Source organism: Kitasatospora sp. NBC_01287, from assembly GCF_026340565.1.
Classification (GTDB): domain Bacteria; phylum Actinomycetota; class Actinomycetes; order Streptomycetales; family Streptomycetaceae; genus Kitasatospora.
Genome location: NZ_JAPEPB010000001.1, coordinates 7196679 through 7215666, shown reverse-complemented (window position 1 = coordinate 7215666; position 18988 = coordinate 7196679). Strand labels below are relative to the sequence as shown.

The following is an 18988-nucleotide window of genomic DNA, read 5'->3' as shown; positions in this document are numbered from 1 at the left end:
CCGATCGGGCATCAGATCGGGTCGCCACCGAAGGTGTAGGAGGTGCCGTAGGCGGCGACCACCCGGCGCATGCCGCGCGGCGGGTGCAGCCGGGTGGGCGACGTGGTGTGGATCGGGAACACGGTGGCGGGCCGCATCCGCTCCAGCATGTGGTGCAGGTCGTCCTGCGAGGCGTGCCCCGAGCAGCCGATCTGCCGCAGCTCGATGCCGAGCGCGCCGAGCCAGTCGGTGAACGGCGCCCAGCGCGGCTCGAACGGGCCCAGCGGTTCACCGTTGGCGTGCACCAGGCAGCTCGCGGGGTAGCCGTCGCCGACCGGCAGGTCGAGCAGCGAGGGCAGGTCGTCCGGGTCGGGCATCAGCACGTAGCGGCCCGGCTCGGCGGCCAGTTCGGCCGGCGGCACCTCGGCGGCCCCGAGCACCCGCTCGACGCCGACCAGCCGCAGGAAGGCGGCGATCCGCTCGGTCCAGACGATCCGCCGCCCGGCCGCCTCGGCGATCGCCAGGAAGGCCTTCACCCGGTCCACGTCACGCGGGTAGAGCGAGAGCAGCACCAGGCCTGCCGTCTCCTCCAGCGCGCGGGCGAAGTCGCGGGCGACGTCGGTCTCGTCGCGCTGGCGGCCCGAGGAGTCCCAGCCGAGCGTGGTGCCCTCGGTGACCAGGACGGCGCTGCCCGCCGCCCGGTCGACGAAGTCCCAGGACCGCTGCGGGTGGTGCCCGTGGAAGCGGTAGTCGCCGGTGAAGACGAGGGTCCCGTCGGGCGTGTGCACCAGGTAGCCGCTGGCGCCGGGCACGTCGTGGTCGACCGGCACGCACTCCACCTCCAGTGGCCCGACCTGGACCTTCTGACCGTCCGTCAGGCGCTGCCAGTCCGGCTCGCCGTGGGTCAGGCCCTGCCCGGTGGCGGCGAGCGCGGTCAGCACGTCGACCGCGTCGGTGTGCGCGTGCACCGCCACCTCGGGGCGCACGAAGCCGGCCAGGCCCACGTGGTCGATGTGCGGGTGGCTGACGAAGACGGCGGTCTCGCCCACCTGCTCGGCCAGCGGCGACCCGGGCGCCATCGCCTCGGGGGCGAAGAGGCCGGGCAGCGCCGGGGCGGCGCCCAGCCGCAGCCGGTCGGCGAGTTCGCGACCCGGGCGCGGACGCACCGGGAGGCGGAACAGGTCACCGCCGGAGGGGATGTCGATGCCGATGTCCAGCAGCACCCGGTAGCCGTCCTGCTGCACCAGGATCTTGCTGCCGCCGATGACGCCGACGCCGCCCCAGAATTCAATGGTCGCCATGCGGAGTGTCAGTTCCTTTCGGTCCGCGCCCGGCCCGTGGCCCAGGTGCGGATGGAGTCGAGCAGCCCCTCCACGGCGGGGGCGATCGCGTCGGCGGGGCCGTCGGCGCGGCCGAACCGGTCGATGTAGGCGCTGTGCGCGCCGACCTCGCGACCCGGCTCGATGTCGTTGCGCCAGTGGTCGCCGATCACGCAGACGAGGCCGGCGGTGCCGGCGGGGTTCTCCGCGCGCAGCAGGTGGCGCAGGCCCTCGGGCTTGCCGGTGCCGGAGACCACCGCGTCGAGCAGTGGCGGCAGTTCGAGCCGTGCCAGCAGGCCGTCCAGGCCGGCCGCCGGGCTGTTGGTGGCGAGCACCACCCGCACGCCCGCGCCGCGCAGCTCGGTGAGCAGCTCGGCGTAGCCGGCCGGCACCTCCAGCGGGCAGCGGCCCGGGTCGAGCATCAGCTCACGGGTCGCGCGGAAGGCCGCGTTGAGCGCCGCGTCGCCGAGGCCGGCCGCCCGGCCGAGGACCGCGACGGCCTCCCAGCCGTCGATCGCCGCGGCCAGCCGCGGGTCGCCGGACTGCGCGCCGAGGTCGAGGAACTCCTCCACCCCGGCCAGGAGTTCGGCCCGATCGGCGGTGTCGAGGGCGGCCGCCGCGTGCTCCGCGTAGCGGCGGATGGGCGCGTCGCCCCGGTAGAGCGTGCCGTCGAAGTCGGTGATCAGCACCAGTGGTGCCGCGTGGTCAGCCACGGACGCCTCCCGCGGTGGACATGGCGCCGGTGACGAAGTGCCGCTGCAGCACCAGGAAGAAGGCGAGCACCGGCACGGTGGTGAAGACCACCGCGGCGGCCAGGCCCGGGTAGTCGGTGCCGTCCGCGCCCGCGAAGGCGGCAAGGCCCACCTCGACCGGCTGCACGTTCGGGTCCTGGGTCATGATGAACGGCCACAGGAAGGAGTTCCAGCTGGCCAGGAAGATCTGCAGGGCGATGATCAGCATGGCCGGCCGGACCAGCGGCATGCCGATCGACCAGAGCATCCGGAACCGTCCGGCGCCGTCCAGCTCCGCCGCGTCGAACAACTCGGCGGGCAGGCCCAGGAAGAACTGCCGGACCAGGAAGATGCCGAAGACGCTGGCGCCCCACGGCACGATCTGGATCCAGTAGGTGTCCAGCCAGTTGATGTCGGTGGCGACGATGTAGTCGGGGATGATCAGCACCGTGCCGGGGACCATCATCACCGCGAGCACCAGCCCGAAGAGCACGTTCCGGCCGCGGAACTTCATCACGCCGAAGGCGAAGCCGGCCAGCAGCGAGGTGGCCAGCGCCAGCGCCACGGTGCAGGCGCCGATCAGCACGGTGTTCAGGAAGAGCCGGGGCCAGGGCGCGGCGGCCCAGGCGCGGGTGTAGTTCTCCCAGTGCCAGTGCGGCAGCAGGAGGTCACTCAGCGAGCTGGACTGCGACGCCGAGTTCAGCGAGGTGGCCAGCACGTAGTAGAACGGGAACACGAAGGCCAGGCCGACCAGCACGGCGGCGGTGCGGCGCAGCGCGCCGCGCGGCCGGAGCGAGCCCCGGCCGCGCGACACGGGCGATGGTGCGAGGGTCACTGGCCCGCCTTCTGGTCCGCCACGGCGGCCTGCTGGGCGGCGTTGGCCGCGGCCGTCGGGTCGCCGCCCTGCTCCAGCACCTTCTGCAGCGCGACGACCTCCTCGCCCGTGGCCTTGGCGACCCACGGGAAGGCCGGCTGCGCCACCGCGTAGTCCAGCGCGCCGGCCGCGGTCTTCATGTAGGGGTTCTTGGCCAGGAAGTCGCCCATCTGGTCCAGCGCCTTCGCGGTGACCGGCAGGTACCCGGTGGTGCTGGACCACTGGGCCTGGCTGCTCGCCGAGGCCAGGAACTGCATGTACTTCCAGGCCGCCGCCTGCTGGGCCTTGCTGGCCGAGGCGAACATCGCGATGTTGGTGCCGGAGAGCACGTTGCTCTGCTGGCCGTTCGCGCCGGTGGGCAGCACCTCGGTGCCCAGGGTGAACTTGCCGCCCACCGCCTGGTTCTCGTAGTAGTAGCCGGCCGCGCTGGACATGTCGAAGACGCCCTTCTGGGCCCCCAGCGCCGTCTCCCCCGGGTAGTTGGAGCCGACCGCGAGCGCGCCGGCCTTCTTCAGGTCGGACAGGTAGGTCAGCGCCTGGATCGAGGCCGGGCTGTTGAGCTGCGGGGTGCCGTCCGCGGCGAAGTCCGGGGTGCCGTTGGCCGCGCAGAGCGCCTCGTAGAGCACGGTGCCGCCGCCCGGGGAGGCGGTGGTGCCCGGGTCGACGCTGATGGCGGTGACGCCGTTGCCGGAGACCGCCTTGGCGGCGGTGGCGAACTGGTCCCAACTGGTCGGCGCGCTCTGGCCCTTGGCCTGCAGCATGTTCTGGTTGTAGAAGAGCACCTGGACGCTCTTGTTGAACGGCCACATCCAGAGCTTGCCGTCGGGCAGCCGCAGGTCCTTCTGCACGCCCTGGTAGAAGTCGGAGAGCCCGGCCGGGCTGTCGCTGCCCGCGTACTGGCCGACCGGCAGGATCACCTGGCTCTTGGCGTACTCCGCGGCCCAGCTCTCGTAGACCTGGCCGATGGTGGGCGGGTTGTGGGCGGCGACGCCGGCGGTCTCCTTGGCGTGCAGGGTGCCGTAGTCCGGCTGGTACTCCAGGTTGACCTTGATGGTCGGGTTGGCCTTCTGGAAGGCGTCGGTCAGCGCGACCAGGGTGCTCTTCTGGGTGCCGCTGATCATGATCTGCATGAACGAGATGGTCGTGGTGCCGCCCGAACCCGCGTCGGCACTGGAGCTCTTGGAGGAGGAACAGGCGCTCAGCGCGCCGAGCACGGTGGCCGCGGCCAGCACGGTGGCGGCGGTGCGGCGCAGCTTGCGGTTGGAGGACATCGCGGGTTCCTTTTCGCGTGTGAGGTGCGAGGGGAGGGGACGGGCGGAGCGGTGCTGCTGGGGGTGGGTCGGTCCTGCTGGGGGTGGAACGGTCCTGCCGAGGGTGGAGATCGTGGGTGCTGCCAAGGTGCCGCTGCTCAGGTGTCGCTGCTCAGGTACCACTGCTCAGGTACCGCTGCTCAGGTGTCGGCGGCGAGCCGGTCACCGAGGCGGCGCTGGAGCAGCGTGAAGGCGGCGGTGACGATGAACAGCACCACGGCCAGCGCGGCGCCGTAGCCGGTGTCGAAGAACACGAACGCCTCCTGGTAGAGCAGGTAGCTGAGGGTCGTGGTCGAGTAGGCCGGGCCGCCGTGGCTCATCTCGTAGAACTGGGTGAAGGCCTGCAGCGAGGTGATGCTGGTGATCACGATCGCGAAGAGGGTCACCGGGCGCAGCTGCGGCCAGGTGATGTGCCAGAACTCCTGCCAGGGGCCGGCGCCGTCCACCCGGGCCGCCTCGCTGAGTTCGCCGGAGGTGACGGCCAGGCCGCCGAGGAAGAGCACCACGGTGAAGCCCAGCTCGTGCCAGAGGCTGTAGATGATCACCGAGGGCATCGCCCAGGTGCTGGAGAAGAGGAACTGCGAGACGGGCAGGTGCAGGTCCTTCAGCACCAGGTCGACCAGCCCGAACTGCGGGTTGAAGAGCCAGACCCAGGCGAGCGAGGTGGCCACGATCGGGGTCGCGTACGGGGCGAAGATCGCGATCCGGGTGGCGCTCAGCAGCCGGCCGCCGCGCTGCAGCAGCAGCGCCAGGGCGAGCGAGATCGCGGTACCGCCGATCACCATGGCCGCGCAGTAGTAGAGCGAGTTCCAGGCGCTGGTCAGGAAGTCGGGGGCGGTGGACCCGAACAACTGCTTGTAGTTGTCCGCTCCGATGAAGCTGGACATCGACGGGTTGAGCGTGTTCCAGTGGAAGGTGCTGACGTAGAGGGTGTAGGCGGTCGGCCCGATGATGAAGACCGAGAAAATCAACAGCGCGGGCGCGGAGTACAGCCACCCCGCCCATCCTTCACGCGGCCGGCTGCGCCGTCGTACCCGCTCGCTCAACTGCTGCGCCATTGCACCTGTCTCTTCGCGTTCGTGCTGTTTCGACGGGTCAGAGTGAAACGCGCGTAGATAGCTTTCCGGTAGCTAACTGATGAACAATTGGACAATCAGCGGCGGAAAATCATGAACTGTGAAATCCTGGAAGGCTGGCCACTCCCTACTCTGACCGCAGAGTCCTTGATCGCCTGAGGACGAACCCGTCGGAGCGGCTGCCCCCGGCTGCGCGAGACTGATCCGACGCCAGGTGATCAACTCTCAGGGAGCCACCGGATGACCGCACCACTGCCCGGGCTTGACGCCGTCGACTGGGCCTCGCTCAGCCACGCCTACGGCGATGCCGGCCGGGTGCCCGACCTGCTGCGCGCACTGGCCGGCCCGGACCCGGCCGCCCGATCTGTTTCTACAAACCCCGTGTCCCACACAGGTCGTGTCGCATTGGGAGAGGCTGAACCCACTCGATCCCGCCGTAGTGACAGAGCTGAGTGTGCCTCACACCGCCACTGACACAACCGCATCAAACGATGAAGGTCACTTGCGTGGACGGGTGCGAGGTAGGGGCTACCTTGCGCCGCCATCGGGCCGGGCCGCCCCGCACATGACATCTTTGATCTTGGGGCAATGTGTCCCGAGGGTGGCTGGGCGGACGGTGACGTGATGGCCCTTCTGCTCGGCGTGTTGGCTTCAGCCGAGCGGGAGTCCTGGCGGGGCTCCTTTGGACCCCGCCCCGCCGGATCGGTTCGCTCGGTCGAGGGATCCCGGGCCGTTCCTCTGTCAACAGGGCGGCTCCGGCCGTACGGTTGCCGTCGGTAGTTTCTCGAACACGGACCTGGGGTTGTCCTGTGGCAGAGATCGACAAGCTGATCGGCTCGCGCATCGCGAAGGCTCGCAAGCGGAAGGGGTGGCCGCAGGCTTTCCTCGGGGATCTGATCGAGCGCTCGGAGTCCTGGGTCTCGCAGGTGGAGCGGGGGGCCATCGCGCTCGATAGTGTGGCGACGGCTGAGAAGCTGGCCGGGTTGCTGGAGGAGGCCACACCGCATCTATTAGCGTTCGATGTGCGCTACCCGACGGCGGGAGTTGACGCGTCGTCACTCAGATCACACCGGCCCTCTCCGGCTTCGCCACGTGCTGCGAGGCCCGATGCGGAAAGCTCAGATGCTGTGCTGCGACGAACGTTCAACCTCGGCGCCCTCGCGGGCGTGACCAGCGCCCTCGCCGGCCTGTCCCCTGATACCCGGGCGCGAGCGGCCGAGCCGCCCCGGGGCACCCTCGACCGCGAGACGGTGGACGAGCTGCGATCCAACGGCGCCTTCTACCGCCGCTCCTACAAGAGCTTCCCGGCGGCCACGCTGGTGCCGGTAGCGCACAGCCAGATCGACCTGGTGCTGTCGCTGCGGCCCAAGGACCAGCCGGCCGAACTGCGGACCTCCCTGCTCGCGCACATGGCCGAGATGGCATGCCTGGCGGCGTGCCTGCTCTCCCTGGACCTGGCCGACCGCCAGAAAGCCGACTCCTACATGGACCTGGGATACGAGATCGGCAAGGAGATCGACAGCGCCGAGCTCCTGGCGCTCGTCCTGGGTGGCAGGGCCTTCAACGCCTCCTACGGCGGTGACCCGGACAGCGGACTGGACTACGCGCTCGCCGCGGTGGACCACGCCGAGCGCGGGGCCTCGCGGCGGATGCTGGCCTGGACGAACGCGGTTGCCTCCGAGATGTACGCCTCGACCGGCGACGACCACGGCTTCGGCTCCTCGCTCCAAGAGGCCCGCACCGTGCTGTCCGGCCCGATGGACGACGAGCGGTGGGGTGGGATCGCCTGGTTCGACCTGTCCAAGGCCGACGCCTACGAGGGCAGCGACCTGGTCCGCCTGGGCCGCTACCGCGAGGCCCTACCGTCCCTGGACCAGGCGATCGACCGGCTGCCGGAGGAGATGATGCGCCACCGCTGCACCGCCTACATCTCCCGCGCCGAGGCCAACGCCGGCGCCGGGCAGGTCGACGCCGCATGCGCCGACGGACAGGCCGCGCTGGACCTGGTGGAGAAGGTCCAGCACCGCGAGACCCTGCGCCGGGCCTCCGAGCTGCACCGCAGCCTCCGCCCCCACCGCACCGCTGCCGTCCGGTCGCTGGGCGAGCACGTGATCGATACCCGAACCCTTCTCAAGACCGCCAGGAGTGCCGCATGACCCACCGCACAGGACTGATCCTCGACTTCGGCGGGGTGCTGACCACCAGCGTCCCGGCCTGCGCGGCCGGCTTCGACCGCCGCGCCGGCCTACCCGAGGGCACCTTCCTGTCGGTCATCGCGAAGAACCCTGAGGGCATCGCCCTCTACGCCGACCTGGAGCGCGGGGCGATCACCCAGACAGAGTGGAACGAGCGGACCGGTGCCCTGCTCGGCATCGACGGCACCAACCTGCTCGGCACGGTGCTGGAGGACCTGCACCTGGAGCCGTCGGTGATCGCCGCCGCCCAGGCCGTCCGCGCGGCCGGGATCAAGGTCGGCATCTTCTCCAACAGTCTCGGCTCCGAGCCCTGTGACCCCTACCTGGGCCATGACCTGGCCGCGAACTACGACGCGGTCCTGATCTCCGAGCACTACAAGGCCCGCAAGCCCGACCCGGTCCTCTACCAGACGATGCTCGACCTGATGGACCTGCCTGGGACCGCGTGCGTGTTCGTGGACGACACCGCCCGCAACCTGCCGCCTGCCAAAGAACTCGGCATCGCGACGATCCTCGCCACGGACCCGGCGGACACGATTCGGCAGATGGAAGCCCTGCTCGGGCTGCGACTCACCGAAGAGGTCTAGACGACCCGCAACAGGGCTGCGGGTCCGCAACGCGGTTGCGGATACGGTCCGTTGCCGGGCGGCACTGTGGTCTCCAAGCCGCCCCCGGGGAAGAACCCCAAGGCCCCGGGGGCGGCTGACCAAGCCGAACGGCACCCCGCCGGCCGGGGTGCCCGACCCGGAACGGAGACACAGGTGACCACCACCGTCGACACCGCGACGATCACGGTCGAACTGCCGGAGGCGTTCGACCCGCGCTGGAACCGCCTGCCCGGCATCACCGTGGACGGCAAGCGCATCACCCTGAACCCCGCGGAGTACTTCTTCCGCTTCGAGAGCAACACCTGGCTCGTCATCGACTGGGAGACCGTCAAGAACAGCATCCTGAACGCGGACGAGACCGAGACGGCCGCGCTGGAGCAGATGGCCCTGGACTTCGTGAAGGCCAACGCCACCAGCACCACCGACGCGGCGAAGGTCCTCACCATCGCCTACGACGTCTACGCCTACCTCTTCCGCGAGGAGCACCTGGCCGGCCTGGGCCTGCCGCAGATCACCGCCGAGCACCTGAAGATGCTCCGCGAGGCGGCGGTCTTCATGGCCCTCAACAAGGTCGAGCTGGACGGACACATCTCCAACGTCGGCCCGTGCTGGTTCTTCCCCGCCGCCACCTCCGTGGTGTTCGACCTGGACACCGACATGGGCGAGATGCTGGACGAGGTCTACCACGGCGGCTGGTTCAACGAGCACCGCCGCATCGAGGGCATCAAGGCCCACACCGCGCTCGGCGGGCGGCTGGTGCACGGCTGCCAGTCCAAGCCCAGCCAGTCCGGCGGCGTCGTCGCCCCCTACGGCACCGCCATGGCCGCGTTCAACAAGGAGCTGACCGACCTGCGGGGCGACTGGATCGCCCAGGTCTACTCCCACCGCGTGCCGCCGGCCTGACAGATCAGTTGACCAAGGGGTCCGGGGCGGCAGGCGCCACCGTCCCGGACCCGGCAGCCCCGCCCCCGCCCCCGCCCCCGCCCCCGCCAGCCAACGCCCCGAAACGCCCTGGAGCCCCACCGTGGACAAGACCCTCGTCACGGCCATCCTCACCGACATCTGCACCAGCACCCACCGCCCCCAGCCCACCCGCCGCGAGATGCGGGTCTGGGACATGTCCGGGGTCGAGCGCCTGACCTTCCCCGACGGCGCCACCGCCATCTACAAGTACGCCGTCGAGCCGTTCGCCACCGAGGATCAGATCCTCAAGGCCGCCCGCCGCGCGGGCATCCCGGTGCCCGAGGTCCACGGCTCGATCAGCCGCGACGGCATCCTCGGCATGGTCATCGAGGACCTGGGCGAGGAAGCCCACCAGGCCGGGGACACCGACGGCGTCGTTGCCGCCGTCGCCCTGCACGAGGCCGAGCCGTTCGACTGGCTGCCGGTGATGGACGAGGACGCGCTGACCGCACTGCCCGCCCTCGCACTCGGCCACCTGCGGCGCCTGCGCGAGGGGGGCCGCTGGCTGGAGGGCACCGAGGAGATCGCCCAGTCGCTCACCGCGCTGACCGCCGCCGGCGCCAAGCGCGCGATCGGCGCTGAGCTCGCGCCGTTCGGCTGGGTGCACTCCGAGTTCCACCCCACCAGCCTCCACCTGGGTCAGGACGCCTGGTTCCTGCTGGACTTCGCACGCGCGTTCACCGGCCCCGGCCTGCTCGACCTGGCCTCCTGGCACGGCACCCTCGACACCCCCGAGCCGGCCCGGCTCCGCGCCTTCATCGAGGCGTACGTCGCCGCCGGCGGCCACCGCGACGCGCTCGCCGAACGCGGTGGCCTGGCCCCCGAGGCGTGGGCGCTCGGCTGGCACCGGGTCTGGGCCTGCGAGTGGTTCATGGAACAGGCCCACCGCTGGATCAACAACCCCGCCGACGACCCGGTCTACATCGGCGTCGTGCGCCAGCACCTGGAAGCGGCCGTGCGGCTGCTGGAAGCGTGACCGGCAGCTTCTGGGACGCCCACGCCACCGCCCGCCTCGCAGAGGCCCCGCCAGGGCCTCTGGAGGCACCGGCCCGGATGGAGTGGACCCAGCAGCGCGACATCGGGCCCGGCGCCGAGATCTTGGGCACTGACCTTGCCGGTCGCCGGATCATCGAGCTGGGCTGCGGCCCGGGGCACAACGCCGCCCACCTCGCCCAGGCCGGCGCCCGCGTGATCGGCGTGGACAGCTCGGCCGGGCAGATCCGCCGGGCCCTGGCCCACTACGGCCACACCGGTGCCCTGTTCCACCGCGGCACCGCGCTCAGCCACCTCACCCGGGGCAGTGTCCCGCTGGACGCGATCGTCTCGGTCTTCGGCGCCATCGGCTTGACCGAGCCCGCCCCACTGCTGAACGCCGCTTCCCGCCGGCTCACACCCGGCGGCGTCCTGGCCTTCTCCGTCCCGCACCCGCAGCGGAGCGGCGCCATCCGCCGCACCCCCCGAACCCGCGAGGTGATGGCCCTGCCCGACGGCAGCACCGCCACCGTCGAACGTTGGGAACTCGAGCCCGCGACCTGGGCTCGGACGCTCAACCGCGCGGGCCTGCAGGTCACCGCCCTTCAGCACCACTTCGCGCCGGCCAACTCGCCCTGGCCCACCACCCTGCTGATCACCGCACGGAAGCCCCGACACCCCTGACCTGGGAGGCACCGATGCACCAAACCCCGTACCTGCTGCTGGACATCGACGGCGTCCTCATCCCGTTCCCCGCCACGGACGGCAGCACCCCGACCAGCCACACCCGCCACCTCGTCCGCACCGCTGACATCCCGGACCCGTTCGCGATCTGGCTCAACCCCGACCACGGCAAGCTGATCACCGACGCCATCCGCTCGGACCTGGTCCGCCCCGTCTGGTGCACCAGCTGGCGCTTCGACGCCCGCCGCATCATCGCCCCGCTGCTGGGCCTGCCCGACTTCGACCACATCGAGCTGCCCAACCTGCCCATCACCACCAGCCACCCCGACGGCTACCTCTGGAAGCGCAACCACGTCGCGGACTGGCTCGCCTCCGGGCCCGCCGTGTGGATCGACGACGACTTCACCCCACTCGACCACCGGTGGGCCGCCGACCGCACCGCTTTCGGCAACCCCACCCTGCTGATCCAGCCCGACCCCAACACCGGCATCCAGCCCGAGCACGTCATCAATGCCCTGGAATGGGCCGCCAGTCTCACCACCACGAAGCAGGCGGCCTGATGACAGCCCGCCACGCGGCACCGGACCGCGACCGGCTCGGCACCGTCCTGACCACCGGCTGGGCCGCCCTGAACCTCGCCGGCCCCGCGGTCCTGGGCGTCGCCGTCCACCAGTCGCAGGCCGCCGACGCCGACCACCTGGGTTACGCAGCCACCGTCCCGGACGGGGAGCCGGCAGCCGCGTGACCCAGCGGTAGCCCCCGTCAAAGTGTTCAGCTGCACGATCCGTGCGGGGTCGTACGGCTGCTGGTCGTCAGCTGCCGGACGATCCCGACCGGACCGGACGCCTCAGGGCGCCGGACCAGTTCCTGCCGAAGGCGTTCGATTTCCAGGTGCTGGGCAGCGACCCGGCCAGTGCCTGCAACTGCTGATCGCGGCCGGCGACCGGCGCGGCGCCACCCTGCTCGCCGAGTTGCTGCCCGGCCGCGAGGGCCCGGAGGACCTGGTCGCCTGGTGCGCCCGGCTCGCCCCGCACGCGGCGGAGCTGATCCCCGCCCTGGTGAACCACCTGTCCAGGACGAACAGGCAGATCGACACCGAGTCCGACACCTTCGACCACGCCGGGACGGCCGCCTCCTGCCGCGCCCTGGCCGCGCTGCAGGCCTGCGGCTTCGACCAGGCCTCGCTGCTGCTGGGCCCCGTGCTGACCGCTTTCCTGGCGGAACGGCCCGACACCGGAGACAAGTTGCACAGCGCGGCCCGCATCCTCGGGCCGCTGCGGGCGTGCAAGGCCGACGAGTCGGACCTGATCGCCGCCCTGGCCGCGCTCGCCCTGCGCGCGGCCGGCCCGGCAGTGGCGGCGGCTGCGGCGGCGGGCGTTGCCACCAGCGCAGCCGTGGTGACGCCTGATCAGGTCGTGTGTGCGGCCTGGACCAGGACCAGAGCGGTCCGGCCCGTGGTCGCCGCCGGCCTGCTCCGGGCGGCACGCGCCGGTCAGGCGCTGCCCGCCGGGCTGCGGGAGCTCCTGGTGGCCGAGCTGGCCGAGGTCCGGCGGCTGGGCAACGACGGTGCCCCCAAGGCCGGTTACCGCTACAACCGCGCGGCGGACGAAGCGCTGCGGGCCGACTGCACGGCCCTGCTGGCGCACCTCGACCGCCCCTGACGCCGCTCACCGTCCGGTGGCCCCGGGCACGGGCCGTCGGACGGTGCGGGAGTTTTCCACCGTTCAGCAACGACCTTGACACTCCATCGAATAGCGCCCTAATCTCGTTTGTGGTCGATCTAGACAGCATGGAAATGCTGCATTCTTTTCATATTTATCACCCCGCAGATGTCCGGCTCCCGAGGGGTTTCCACGATGGACCACGAGGAGATTTCCACCACACGCCCCGGCCCGCCGACGGCCATCGCCCTGGTCGGCGGCCGACTCATCGACGGCACCGGCGCACCACCGGTGCCGAACGGCGTCACGCTGATCGAGCGCGGTGTCCTCACCCGGCTGACGCCCACTCCGCCGGCGCCCACTCTGGTGTCGTCCGCCCCGGTGCCGTCGGCCCCGGTGTCGTCGGCCCCGGTGTCGTCCGCCGCCGCACCGCACGGCCCGGCGGGCGGTGCGGCGGCGGCAGCTGATCCGGCGAACGGAATTCCACCCGGCGCCCGGGTGATCGACTGCGCGGGGCTGACGATCCTCCCCGGTTTCATCGATTCGCACACCCATGTCGAGCGCGACATTCCCGCCGTGCTGCGCGCTTTCCTGCGGGACGGGGTGACCAGCCTGGGCAACACCGGCAGCGGCCCAGGACTGGTCCCCGAGCTGCGCGCCGCCGGGGCCGAACCGGACGCCGCCCGCGCGTTCGTCGCCGGTCCCGCGATCACCGCGCCGGGCGGCTACCCGGTGATCCGGGGCGACGGCTCGGCCGCACGCGGGGTCGACAGCCCGGCCGGGGCGCGCGCCGCAGTGGACGAACTGGCCGCCCTCGGCGTGGACTTCATCAAGCTGACCCAGGAGCCGTTCGACTTCGACTACCGCACACCCGGGCAGCTCCCGGTGCTCGCACCCGAGTTGATCGCCGTGGTGGCTCGCCGCGCCCGCGAGCACGGCCTGCCGGTGCGCTCCCACGTGCACCACGCCGACCAGCTGGAGGTGGCGCTGGCCGCCGGGGTGACCAGCGTCGAACACCTGCTCTTCCCGCTGCCCGCCCACACCGGCTACGTCGAACTGCAGCGCGCGGGCGCGCTGCGGCTGAAGGAGCTACCCGAACTCGACCGCCGGATCGAGGCGATGGTGGCCCAGGGGGTCTACCTGGTCCCCACCCTCGGCAGCGAGCTGACCAGCATCCGGCTCGGGCTGCCGGAGCTGCCCGAGAGCGCGCTGCGGGAGATCGAACGGCTGCTGGTGGAGGTGCTGGGCCGGTTCGTCGCCGCGGGCGGCACCGTGGCGCTCGGCAGCGACTGGGTGGGCCTGCCCGGTGTGCCCCCCGGGCTGCCGCGCCAGGAGCTCGGCCATCTGCTGGCGGCCGGCCTGACCCCGCTCCAGGTGATCGAGTCCGCGACCCGGCACGCGGCCGCCGTCTGCGGCCGCCGCGAGTCGCTCGGCACGCTGACCCCCGGGCGGCTGGCCGACCTGCTGGTGGTGGGCGGCGATCCGGGCACCGATCTCGCGGCCCTGGACGACCTGCGGCTGGTCATCAAGGCCGGCCGGGTGGTCCACGACACGACGGCCCGCTCCCCCGGCGGCTCGTCGAACGGCTCGTCGAACGGCTCCCCCGGCCGCTCCGCCGGTGGCTCCCCCGCGCACGCCACCCTGCGAGCGCCCTGATGAGCGCCACCGGGCAGCCGGGCGCCCCCGGCCCGGCGGCCGCCGTGGGCCAGGCGAACGCCACTGGGGCAGAAGGGAGTTCACCATGGAAGACGCTGATCGCGGTTTCGGTGGGGTCGTTCATGACCATCCTGGACGCCACCGTGGTCAATGTCGCCGTCCACGCGCTGCAGCTGAAGTACGCGGCACCCACCGCCGAAGTGCAGTGGGTGATCAGCGGCTACGCGCTGGCGCTCGGCATCGCCACACCGCTGGCCGGCGAGCTGGGTGAACTCTACGGCGGCAAGAGGGTGTTCATCGGCTCCCTGTTCGGCTTCACGTTCGCCTCGCTGCTCTGCGGACTCGCGCCGAACCTCGGCCTGCTGATCGCGGCCCGCGTGCTCCAGGGCCTGGCCGGCGGCTTCGCGCTGCCGCTCGGCTCGGCCCGGCTCTTCACCGCGTTCCCGCCGGGCCGGCGTGGCGTGGCGTTCGGCGCCTTCGGCCTGGTGCTGGTCTTCGCGCCGATGATCGGCCCGCTGGTCGGCGGCGCCTTCGTGGACGCCGGGCTGATCAGCTGGATCTTCTTCATCAACGTGCCGATCGGGCTGCTCGGCGTGCTGCTCGGCAGCCGCTTCCTGGCACCGGACCCGCCCAGGCCCGCCGTCCGCCACCAGGTGGACTGGCCGAGCGTGGCAGCCGTCTGCCCGGGCTTCGGCGGGCTGCTGCTGGGGGCCTCGCTGCTCGGCTCCGGTGACCGGGACGCCGCGCTGCTCGCCTTCGCGGTGGGGCTGGCCGCGCTCGGCTTCCTGGTGCTCCGCCAACTGCGCGGCAGCGGACCGGGGCTCTTCGATCTGCGGCTCTACCGGGTGCGCACCTACGGGATCGGCAGCGCGATCAACGCGCTCGGCCAAGTACCCTTCTTCGGGACCCAGTTCCTCCTGCCGCTGGGCCTGCAGGTGGTGCGCGGGGCAAGCGCGCTGGACGCGGGCCTGGCCCTGCTGCCGCTGGCGATCAGCTCCGGGGCCACCGGACTGCTGGGCGGACGGCTGCGCGACCGGATCGGCCCCCGGCTGCCGCTGACCGCGGGCTTCCTGTTGCTCGCGAGCGGCATCGCCCTGCTGCGCGCCGACGCCACCGACCCGGCGCCCGCCACCCTGGTCTGGCCGCTGCTGCTGGCCGGAGCCGGCGCCGGTGTGATCCCGCCGCTGACCCAGGTCACCGCGCTGAGCGAGGTGCCGCGCGCCTCGGTGGCCCGGGGGACGTCCCTGCTGCAGGCCACCCAGCGGGTCTGTCAGGCGCTGAGCGTGGCGGTGCTGGCCACGATCGTCGCCCGGGCGGTGGGCGGGGCGAGCGGGCCCGGCGGCGGAGACCCGGGCTATCGCGGCCGGTTCGCGGCCGGTGTGGCCGACGGCTACCTGCTGGCGATGGTGCTCGCCGTCTGCTGCGCGGCGCTGGCGGCGCTGCTGCCCGGGTGGCCGATCGCGGGGCCCTGGGGCGCGGCCGCGGCACCGGGCCGGGGCGCCCCGGCCGAGCAGGTGCCGGACGCGGGCGGGTGATCGGTGGTGTGCCGCGACTGCGAGGCGCCGCGCGAGCGGGGCGAGGCGCGGGAGCGCCCACGGGGCCAGGCGCTGGGCGATCCGGCGGGAGGTCCGGTGGGTGATCCGGTGGGTGATCCGGCACGCCTGGCGACCGGACGGACGGACCTGCCGGCGGAGTGGGCCGAGGTGCGGTCAGCGGGCGCGGTGCGGTCGGCGGGCGCGGTGCGGTCGGCGGGCGCGGTGCGGTCGGCGGGCGCGGTGCGGTCGGGCATGCCGGCCGGGGCGTCAGCCGGGGCTGCGGGCGGGGCGGTGGGCGCGGTGCGGCCCGGGCCCCTGCGCGGGCGGGAGCAGGAGGTGGCGCGGCTCACCCAACTGCTCGACCGCACGCTGAGCACCGGGCGCGCTGCCACCGCCGTGATCGCCGGGCCCGCCGGATCCGGCCGGACCCGCCTGCTGCGGGAGGCGGAGCGGCTGGCCGTCGGGCGCGGGTTCCGGGTCACCCGGCTCGACCCGGGCGCGTGCCCGGCGCCGGGCGGCCCGACCGTGGCCGGACTCCCGTGGGCGGCGGAGCCCCCGGAGCAGGCGGGGACGACATCGGCATCGGGCCCGGCACAGGCGTCGGGTTCAGCAGAAGTGTCCGGTTCAGCACAGGTATCGGATTCAGCACCGGGCCGGGCGCGGGTGCTGGTCCCGGCGCAGCCTTCGGGCCCCGCGCGCCTGTCGCGGGGGCCGGGGGCCGGGGCGAGGCAGCCGCGGCGCACGGCGGTGCTGGTCGGCTGCGACTGCGACCGAGCCTGCGAGCACCCGCCGCTCCCCTGGATCAGCCAGGCGACGGCCGTGCTGCGGGTCTCGACCCTGCTGCTGCCGCAGGCCGAGGAGTCGGCCGCCCGCGAGGCGTGGGACCTGCGGGTGGAGCTCGGCCCCCTGCCCGCCCCCGCCGTCGCCCAGCTCTGCACCGACCTGCTGGGAGCTTCGCCGGACGCCGAGTTGGCGGCCCTGCTCGGCGTGGCGCGGGGCCGGCCCGGCCCACTGGTCGAGCTGCTGCACGAGCTGGCGCGGGGGGCCTCGCTGCGGACGGCCGACAGCGTGCTCGGGCTCGCCGATCCGTCGGGCGGACTTCCACCAGCGGTCAGTGACCTGACGCTTCGTCAACTCACCGCCTCCCCGCCCCGGGTGCGCGTACTGCTGGAGGCCGCCGCCGTGCTGGGGCGGACGAGCCTGCCGGAGGAGGTGGCGCGGATGTTGAACGAGCCGGTGAGCGCACTGGTTCCGGACTTCCGAGCGGCGGCTGCCACGGGCCTGGTCCACTTCGACACCGAGCACCTGGCCTTCCGTCACGAACTGCTGCGGCTGGCCCTGCTCGCCGAGCTTCCCCCGGCCGTCCGCGCGGCCATGCACCGTGAGGCCCTGACCCTGCGGCTCGCCCGGGGACGGTCACCCGCCTCCCTCAGCTCCCACCTGCTGCACGGCGCCTATCCCGGCGACCCCGTCACCGGCCCGCTGCTGCGCCTGGCCGCCGCCCAGTCGCTGGCCGAACACCCCGCGGCGGCAGCCGAGTTGGCGCTGCGCGGGCTCGAAATGCTGGGAGCGCGGGGGCCCGGAGCGGAGACGGGGCCCGAGGCGGAGACGGGGCCCGGCCCGGAGGCGGGGCCCGGCCCGGGCGCCGCCGAACCGGCCGGGCCGCCCCAGCCCACCGCCCCGGCGCCACCCGCACCCCGGAGCAGTCCCGCCGAGGCCGGCGCCGACCTGACCGCGCTGGCCGCCGAGGCCTGCGTCCGCTCCGGCGCGCTCGCCAAGGGAGCCGCGCTCGCCCGCACCGCCCTGACCGGCCCCGCCCTGCCACCGAGCGCGGACGCCCGGCTGCGCGCCTCGCTCGCCACCGCGCTGCTGCTGCTCGGTCGGCCCACCGAGAGCGCCGCCCTCGCGAAGCAGGCGGCCGGCCACCCCGGAGCACCGGACGCCGCGCGCCAGGAGGCGCTGCTCACCGGCCTGGCCGCCCTCGGGGACGGCGCGGCGGTGGACGACCCCGAGCGCCGGATCTCCGCGCTGCTCCATCAGGCCGCTCCGTCCGGCCTCGACCTGCGCGCCGCGGCCCGCCTCAGCGGCGCCTCGCTCGCCTGGCGCGCCGGCCGCCCCGGGACCGCGCTGACCCTCTGCCGGCAGGCGGCCGCACTCGCCGCACAGGGCTCCACCATCGCCTGGCACACCCGCCCGGAGCTGACCCTGGCCCTGCTGCTCGCCCAGTGCGGCCGGCCGGGCGAGGCCACCGAGGCGGCCGCCCTGCTCGGGCAGCCGACGCCGGGGGCCTTCCTCCCCGAACTGGTCCGACGGATCGTCACTGCCCGACTCGCCCTGGCCCACGGCGCACCCGAGCGGGCCGACGCCGAGGCGGCCGACGCCCTGCGTCTCGCGGTACAGGCCGGCATCCCGTCCCACCAGGCGACGGCCCGCCTGCTGCTGGCCACCACCGCGCTGTACCGCGGCGACCACCCGGCCGCCGCCGACCACGCCCTCGCTCTGCCGGGCGCTCCCGCCGCCTGGGTCGAGGCCCGACTGCGCGCCGCGGGCGCCGCCCCCGCCCCGCTCCCGCCCGTCCTCAAGGAGCTCACCGCCGACCCGGCCGCCCTCGCCCGGCTCTGCCTGGAGGAGCCCGCCGCCGCCCCCTGGCTGGTGCGCACCGCGCTGGCCCTCGGCGAGCCCGGCCGAGCCGGCACCGTGGCCACCGTGGTCCGCGGCCTCGACCCCGCCGAGCCCGCCGCCTCCACCAGTGCCCTGGCCGCCACTGACTCGCCTGCCGCCACTGACGCCCTTGCCGCCGGGAGCGCCGGCAGGACGCCCGCCGTGCGGGCAAGCGCCGCCCATCTGCACGGGCTGTTGGAGCGTGACCCGCAGGCGCTCGCCACCGCCGCCCGCGACCACCGCGACGCCTGGGCCCGTGCCTCCGCGGCCGAGGACCTGGGCGCCCTGCTCGGCACGGCCGACCGGCCCCGCGCCGTACGGAGCCTGGGCCAGGCCCTGGAGGTCTACGAACAGCTCGGCGCCACCCCCGACGCGGCCCGCACCCGCCGCCGCCTGCGCACCCTCGGGGTCCGCCGCCGCCACCGCCCGCCCACCCCCGAGCCGTCCGCCCCCGAGCCGCTCGGCTCCGCCTGGACCGGCCTCACCAGGACGGAGCGCACCGTCGCGGGCCACGCCGCCGCCGGCCTGACGAACCGCCAGATCGCCGGCCGGATGTTCCTCTCCCCCCACACGGTGGCCTTCCACCTGCGCCAGATCTTCCGCAAGCTCGGCATCCACTCCCGCCTGGAACTCGCCCGCCGCGCCCCCGGCGGCGCCCGCCGGAGCGGCGCCGGTCCCTGGAACGCACTCCAACAGCCATCGCCGGGCACCGGCAGGAGCAAGGAGCGCCTGCCCGAGTAGCGCCCAGCCCGGCCGGCAGTTGG

At 73.4% G+C, this 18988-nt stretch carries 16 protein-coding genes and 1 pseudogene; 12 read left to right on the top strand and 5 right to left on the bottom strand.

The window, feature by feature from the left end; all coding sequences use genetic code 11:
• Positions 1-11: 11 nt before the first annotated feature.
• From OG455_RS31665 to OG455_RS31645, 5 genes are all read right to left on the bottom strand, one after another.
• On the bottom strand, positions 12-1280 hold the full coding sequence (locus OG455_RS31665) for an MBL fold metallo-hydrolase (RefSeq protein ID WP_266299618.1): 1269 nt from the start codon (positions 1278-1280) through the stop codon (positions 12-14).
• An 8-nt stretch (positions 1281-1288) separates the two neighbouring features.
• A complete protein-coding gene (locus OG455_RS31660; RefSeq protein ID WP_266299616.1) occupies positions 1289-2011 on the bottom strand; it encodes an HAD family hydrolase in 723 nt (240 codons plus the stop codon).
• On the bottom strand, positions 2004-2864 hold the full coding sequence (locus tag OG455_RS31655) for a carbohydrate ABC transporter permease (protein WP_266299614.1): 861 nt from the start codon (positions 2862-2864) through the stop codon (positions 2004-2006). Before OG455_RS31655 ends, OG455_RS31660 begins: the two co-directional genes overlap by 8 nt.
• Positions 2861-4174 (bottom strand): extracellular solute-binding protein, encoded by a 1314-nt coding sequence (locus OG455_RS31650; protein WP_266299612.1) that lies wholly within the window; start codon positions 4172-4174, stop codon positions 2861-2863. Before OG455_RS31650 ends, OG455_RS31655 begins: the two co-directional genes overlap by 4 nt.
• Positions 4175-4353: 179 nt before the next feature.
• Positions 4354-5271, bottom strand: coding sequence for a carbohydrate ABC transporter permease (locus OG455_RS31645; protein WP_266299610.1), 918 nt, complete (start codon positions 5269-5271; stop codon positions 4354-4356).
• Positions 5272-6098: 827 nt separating this feature from the next.
• Here OG455_RS31645 and OG455_RS42270 point away from each other — a divergent pair.
• The 12 genes and pseudogenes from OG455_RS42270 to OG455_RS31590 all read left to right on the top strand — a co-directional run.
• A pseudogene (locus OG455_RS42270) lies at positions 6099-6269 on the top strand (helix-turn-helix domain-containing protein); the annotation flags it as partial.
• Positions 6270-6416: 147 nt separating this feature from the next.
• Positions 6417-7445, top strand: coding sequence for a hypothetical protein (locus tag OG455_RS31640; RefSeq protein WP_266299608.1), 1029 nt, complete (start codon positions 6417-6419; stop codon positions 7443-7445).
• Positions 7442-8071, top strand: a complete 630-nt coding sequence (locus OG455_RS31635) for an HAD-IA family hydrolase (protein ID WP_266299606.1) — start codon at positions 7442-7444, stop codon at positions 8069-8071. The genes OG455_RS31640 and OG455_RS31635 overlap by 4 nt, the downstream gene beginning before the upstream one ends.
• A 174-nt stretch (positions 8072-8245) precedes the next feature.
• Entirely contained in the window at positions 8246-8995 is a 750-nt protein-coding gene (locus tag OG455_RS31630; protein WP_266299604.1) for a hypothetical protein, read from the top strand.
• 145 nt (positions 8996-9140) lie between these two features.
• Complete coding sequence (locus OG455_RS31625; protein ID WP_266301028.1) at positions 9141-10031, top strand: phosphotransferase; 891 nt, start codon at positions 9141-9143, stop codon at positions 10029-10031.
• Entirely contained in the window at positions 10028-10711 is a 684-nt protein-coding gene (locus OG455_RS31620; RefSeq protein WP_266299602.1) for a bifunctional 2-polyprenyl-6-hydroxyphenol methylase/3-demethylubiquinol 3-O-methyltransferase UbiG, read from the top strand. Before OG455_RS31625 ends, OG455_RS31620 begins: the two co-directional genes overlap by 4 nt.
• Positions 10712-10725: 14 nt before the next feature.
• Positions 10726-11271 carry an HAD domain-containing protein gene (locus OG455_RS31615; RefSeq protein ID WP_266299600.1) on the top strand — a complete coding sequence of 182 codons (546 nt, stop codon included), beginning with the start codon at positions 10726-10728 and terminating at the stop codon, positions 11269-11271.
• Complete coding sequence (locus OG455_RS31610; RefSeq protein ID WP_266299598.1) at positions 11271-11456, top strand: hypothetical protein; 186 nt, start codon at positions 11271-11273, stop codon at positions 11454-11456. Before OG455_RS31615 ends, OG455_RS31610 begins: the two co-directional genes overlap by 1 nt.
• Before the next feature lie 226 nt (positions 11457-11682).
• Positions 11683-12372, top strand: coding sequence for a hypothetical protein (locus tag OG455_RS31605; protein WP_266299596.1), 690 nt, complete (start codon positions 11683-11685; stop codon positions 12370-12372).
• Positions 12373-12567: 195 nt separating this feature from the next.
• A complete protein-coding gene (locus tag OG455_RS31600) occupies positions 12568-14028 on the top strand; it encodes an amidohydrolase family protein (RefSeq protein ID WP_266299594.1) in 1461 nt (486 codons plus the stop codon).
• Positions 14028-15563, top strand: coding sequence for a DHA2 family efflux MFS transporter permease subunit (locus tag OG455_RS31595; protein ID WP_266299592.1), 1536 nt, complete (start codon positions 14028-14030; stop codon positions 15561-15563). Before OG455_RS31600 ends, OG455_RS31595 begins: the two co-directional genes overlap by 1 nt.
• A 96-nt stretch (positions 15564-15659) precedes the next feature.
• Entirely contained in the window at positions 15660-18965 is a 3306-nt protein-coding gene (locus OG455_RS31590; protein WP_266299590.1) for a LuxR family transcriptional regulator, read from the top strand.
• Positions 18966-18988: the final 23 nt, after the last annotated feature.

Coding starts and splice junctions, on each gene's coding strand:
- OG455_RS31665 (WP_266299618.1), bottom strand. CDS start 1,280: ATGGCGACCATTGAATTCTGGGGCGGCGTCGGCGTCATCGGCGGCAGC.
- OG455_RS31650 (WP_266299612.1), bottom strand. CDS start 4,174: ATGTCCTCCAACCGCAAGCTGCGCCGCACCGCCGCCACCGTGCTGGCC.
- OG455_RS31615 (WP_266299600.1), top strand. CDS start 10,726: ATGCACCAAACCCCGTACCTGCTGCTGGACATCGACGGCGTCCTCATC.
- OG455_RS31645 (WP_266299610.1), bottom strand. CDS start 5,271: ATGGCGCAGCAGTTGAGCGAGCGGGTACGACGGCGCAGCCGGCCGCGT.
- OG455_RS31595 (WP_266299592.1), top strand. CDS start 14,028: ATGAGCGCCACCGGGCAGCCGGGCGCCCCCGGCCCGGCGGCCGCCGTG.
- OG455_RS31600 (WP_266299594.1), top strand. CDS start 12,568: ATGGACCACGAGGAGATTTCCACCACACGCCCCGGCCCGCCGACGGCC.
- OG455_RS31610 (WP_266299598.1), top strand. CDS start 11,271: ATGACAGCCCGCCACGCGGCACCGGACCGCGACCGGCTCGGCACCGTC.
- OG455_RS31635 (WP_266299606.1), top strand. CDS start 7,442: ATGACCCACCGCACAGGACTGATCCTCGACTTCGGCGGGGTGCTGACC.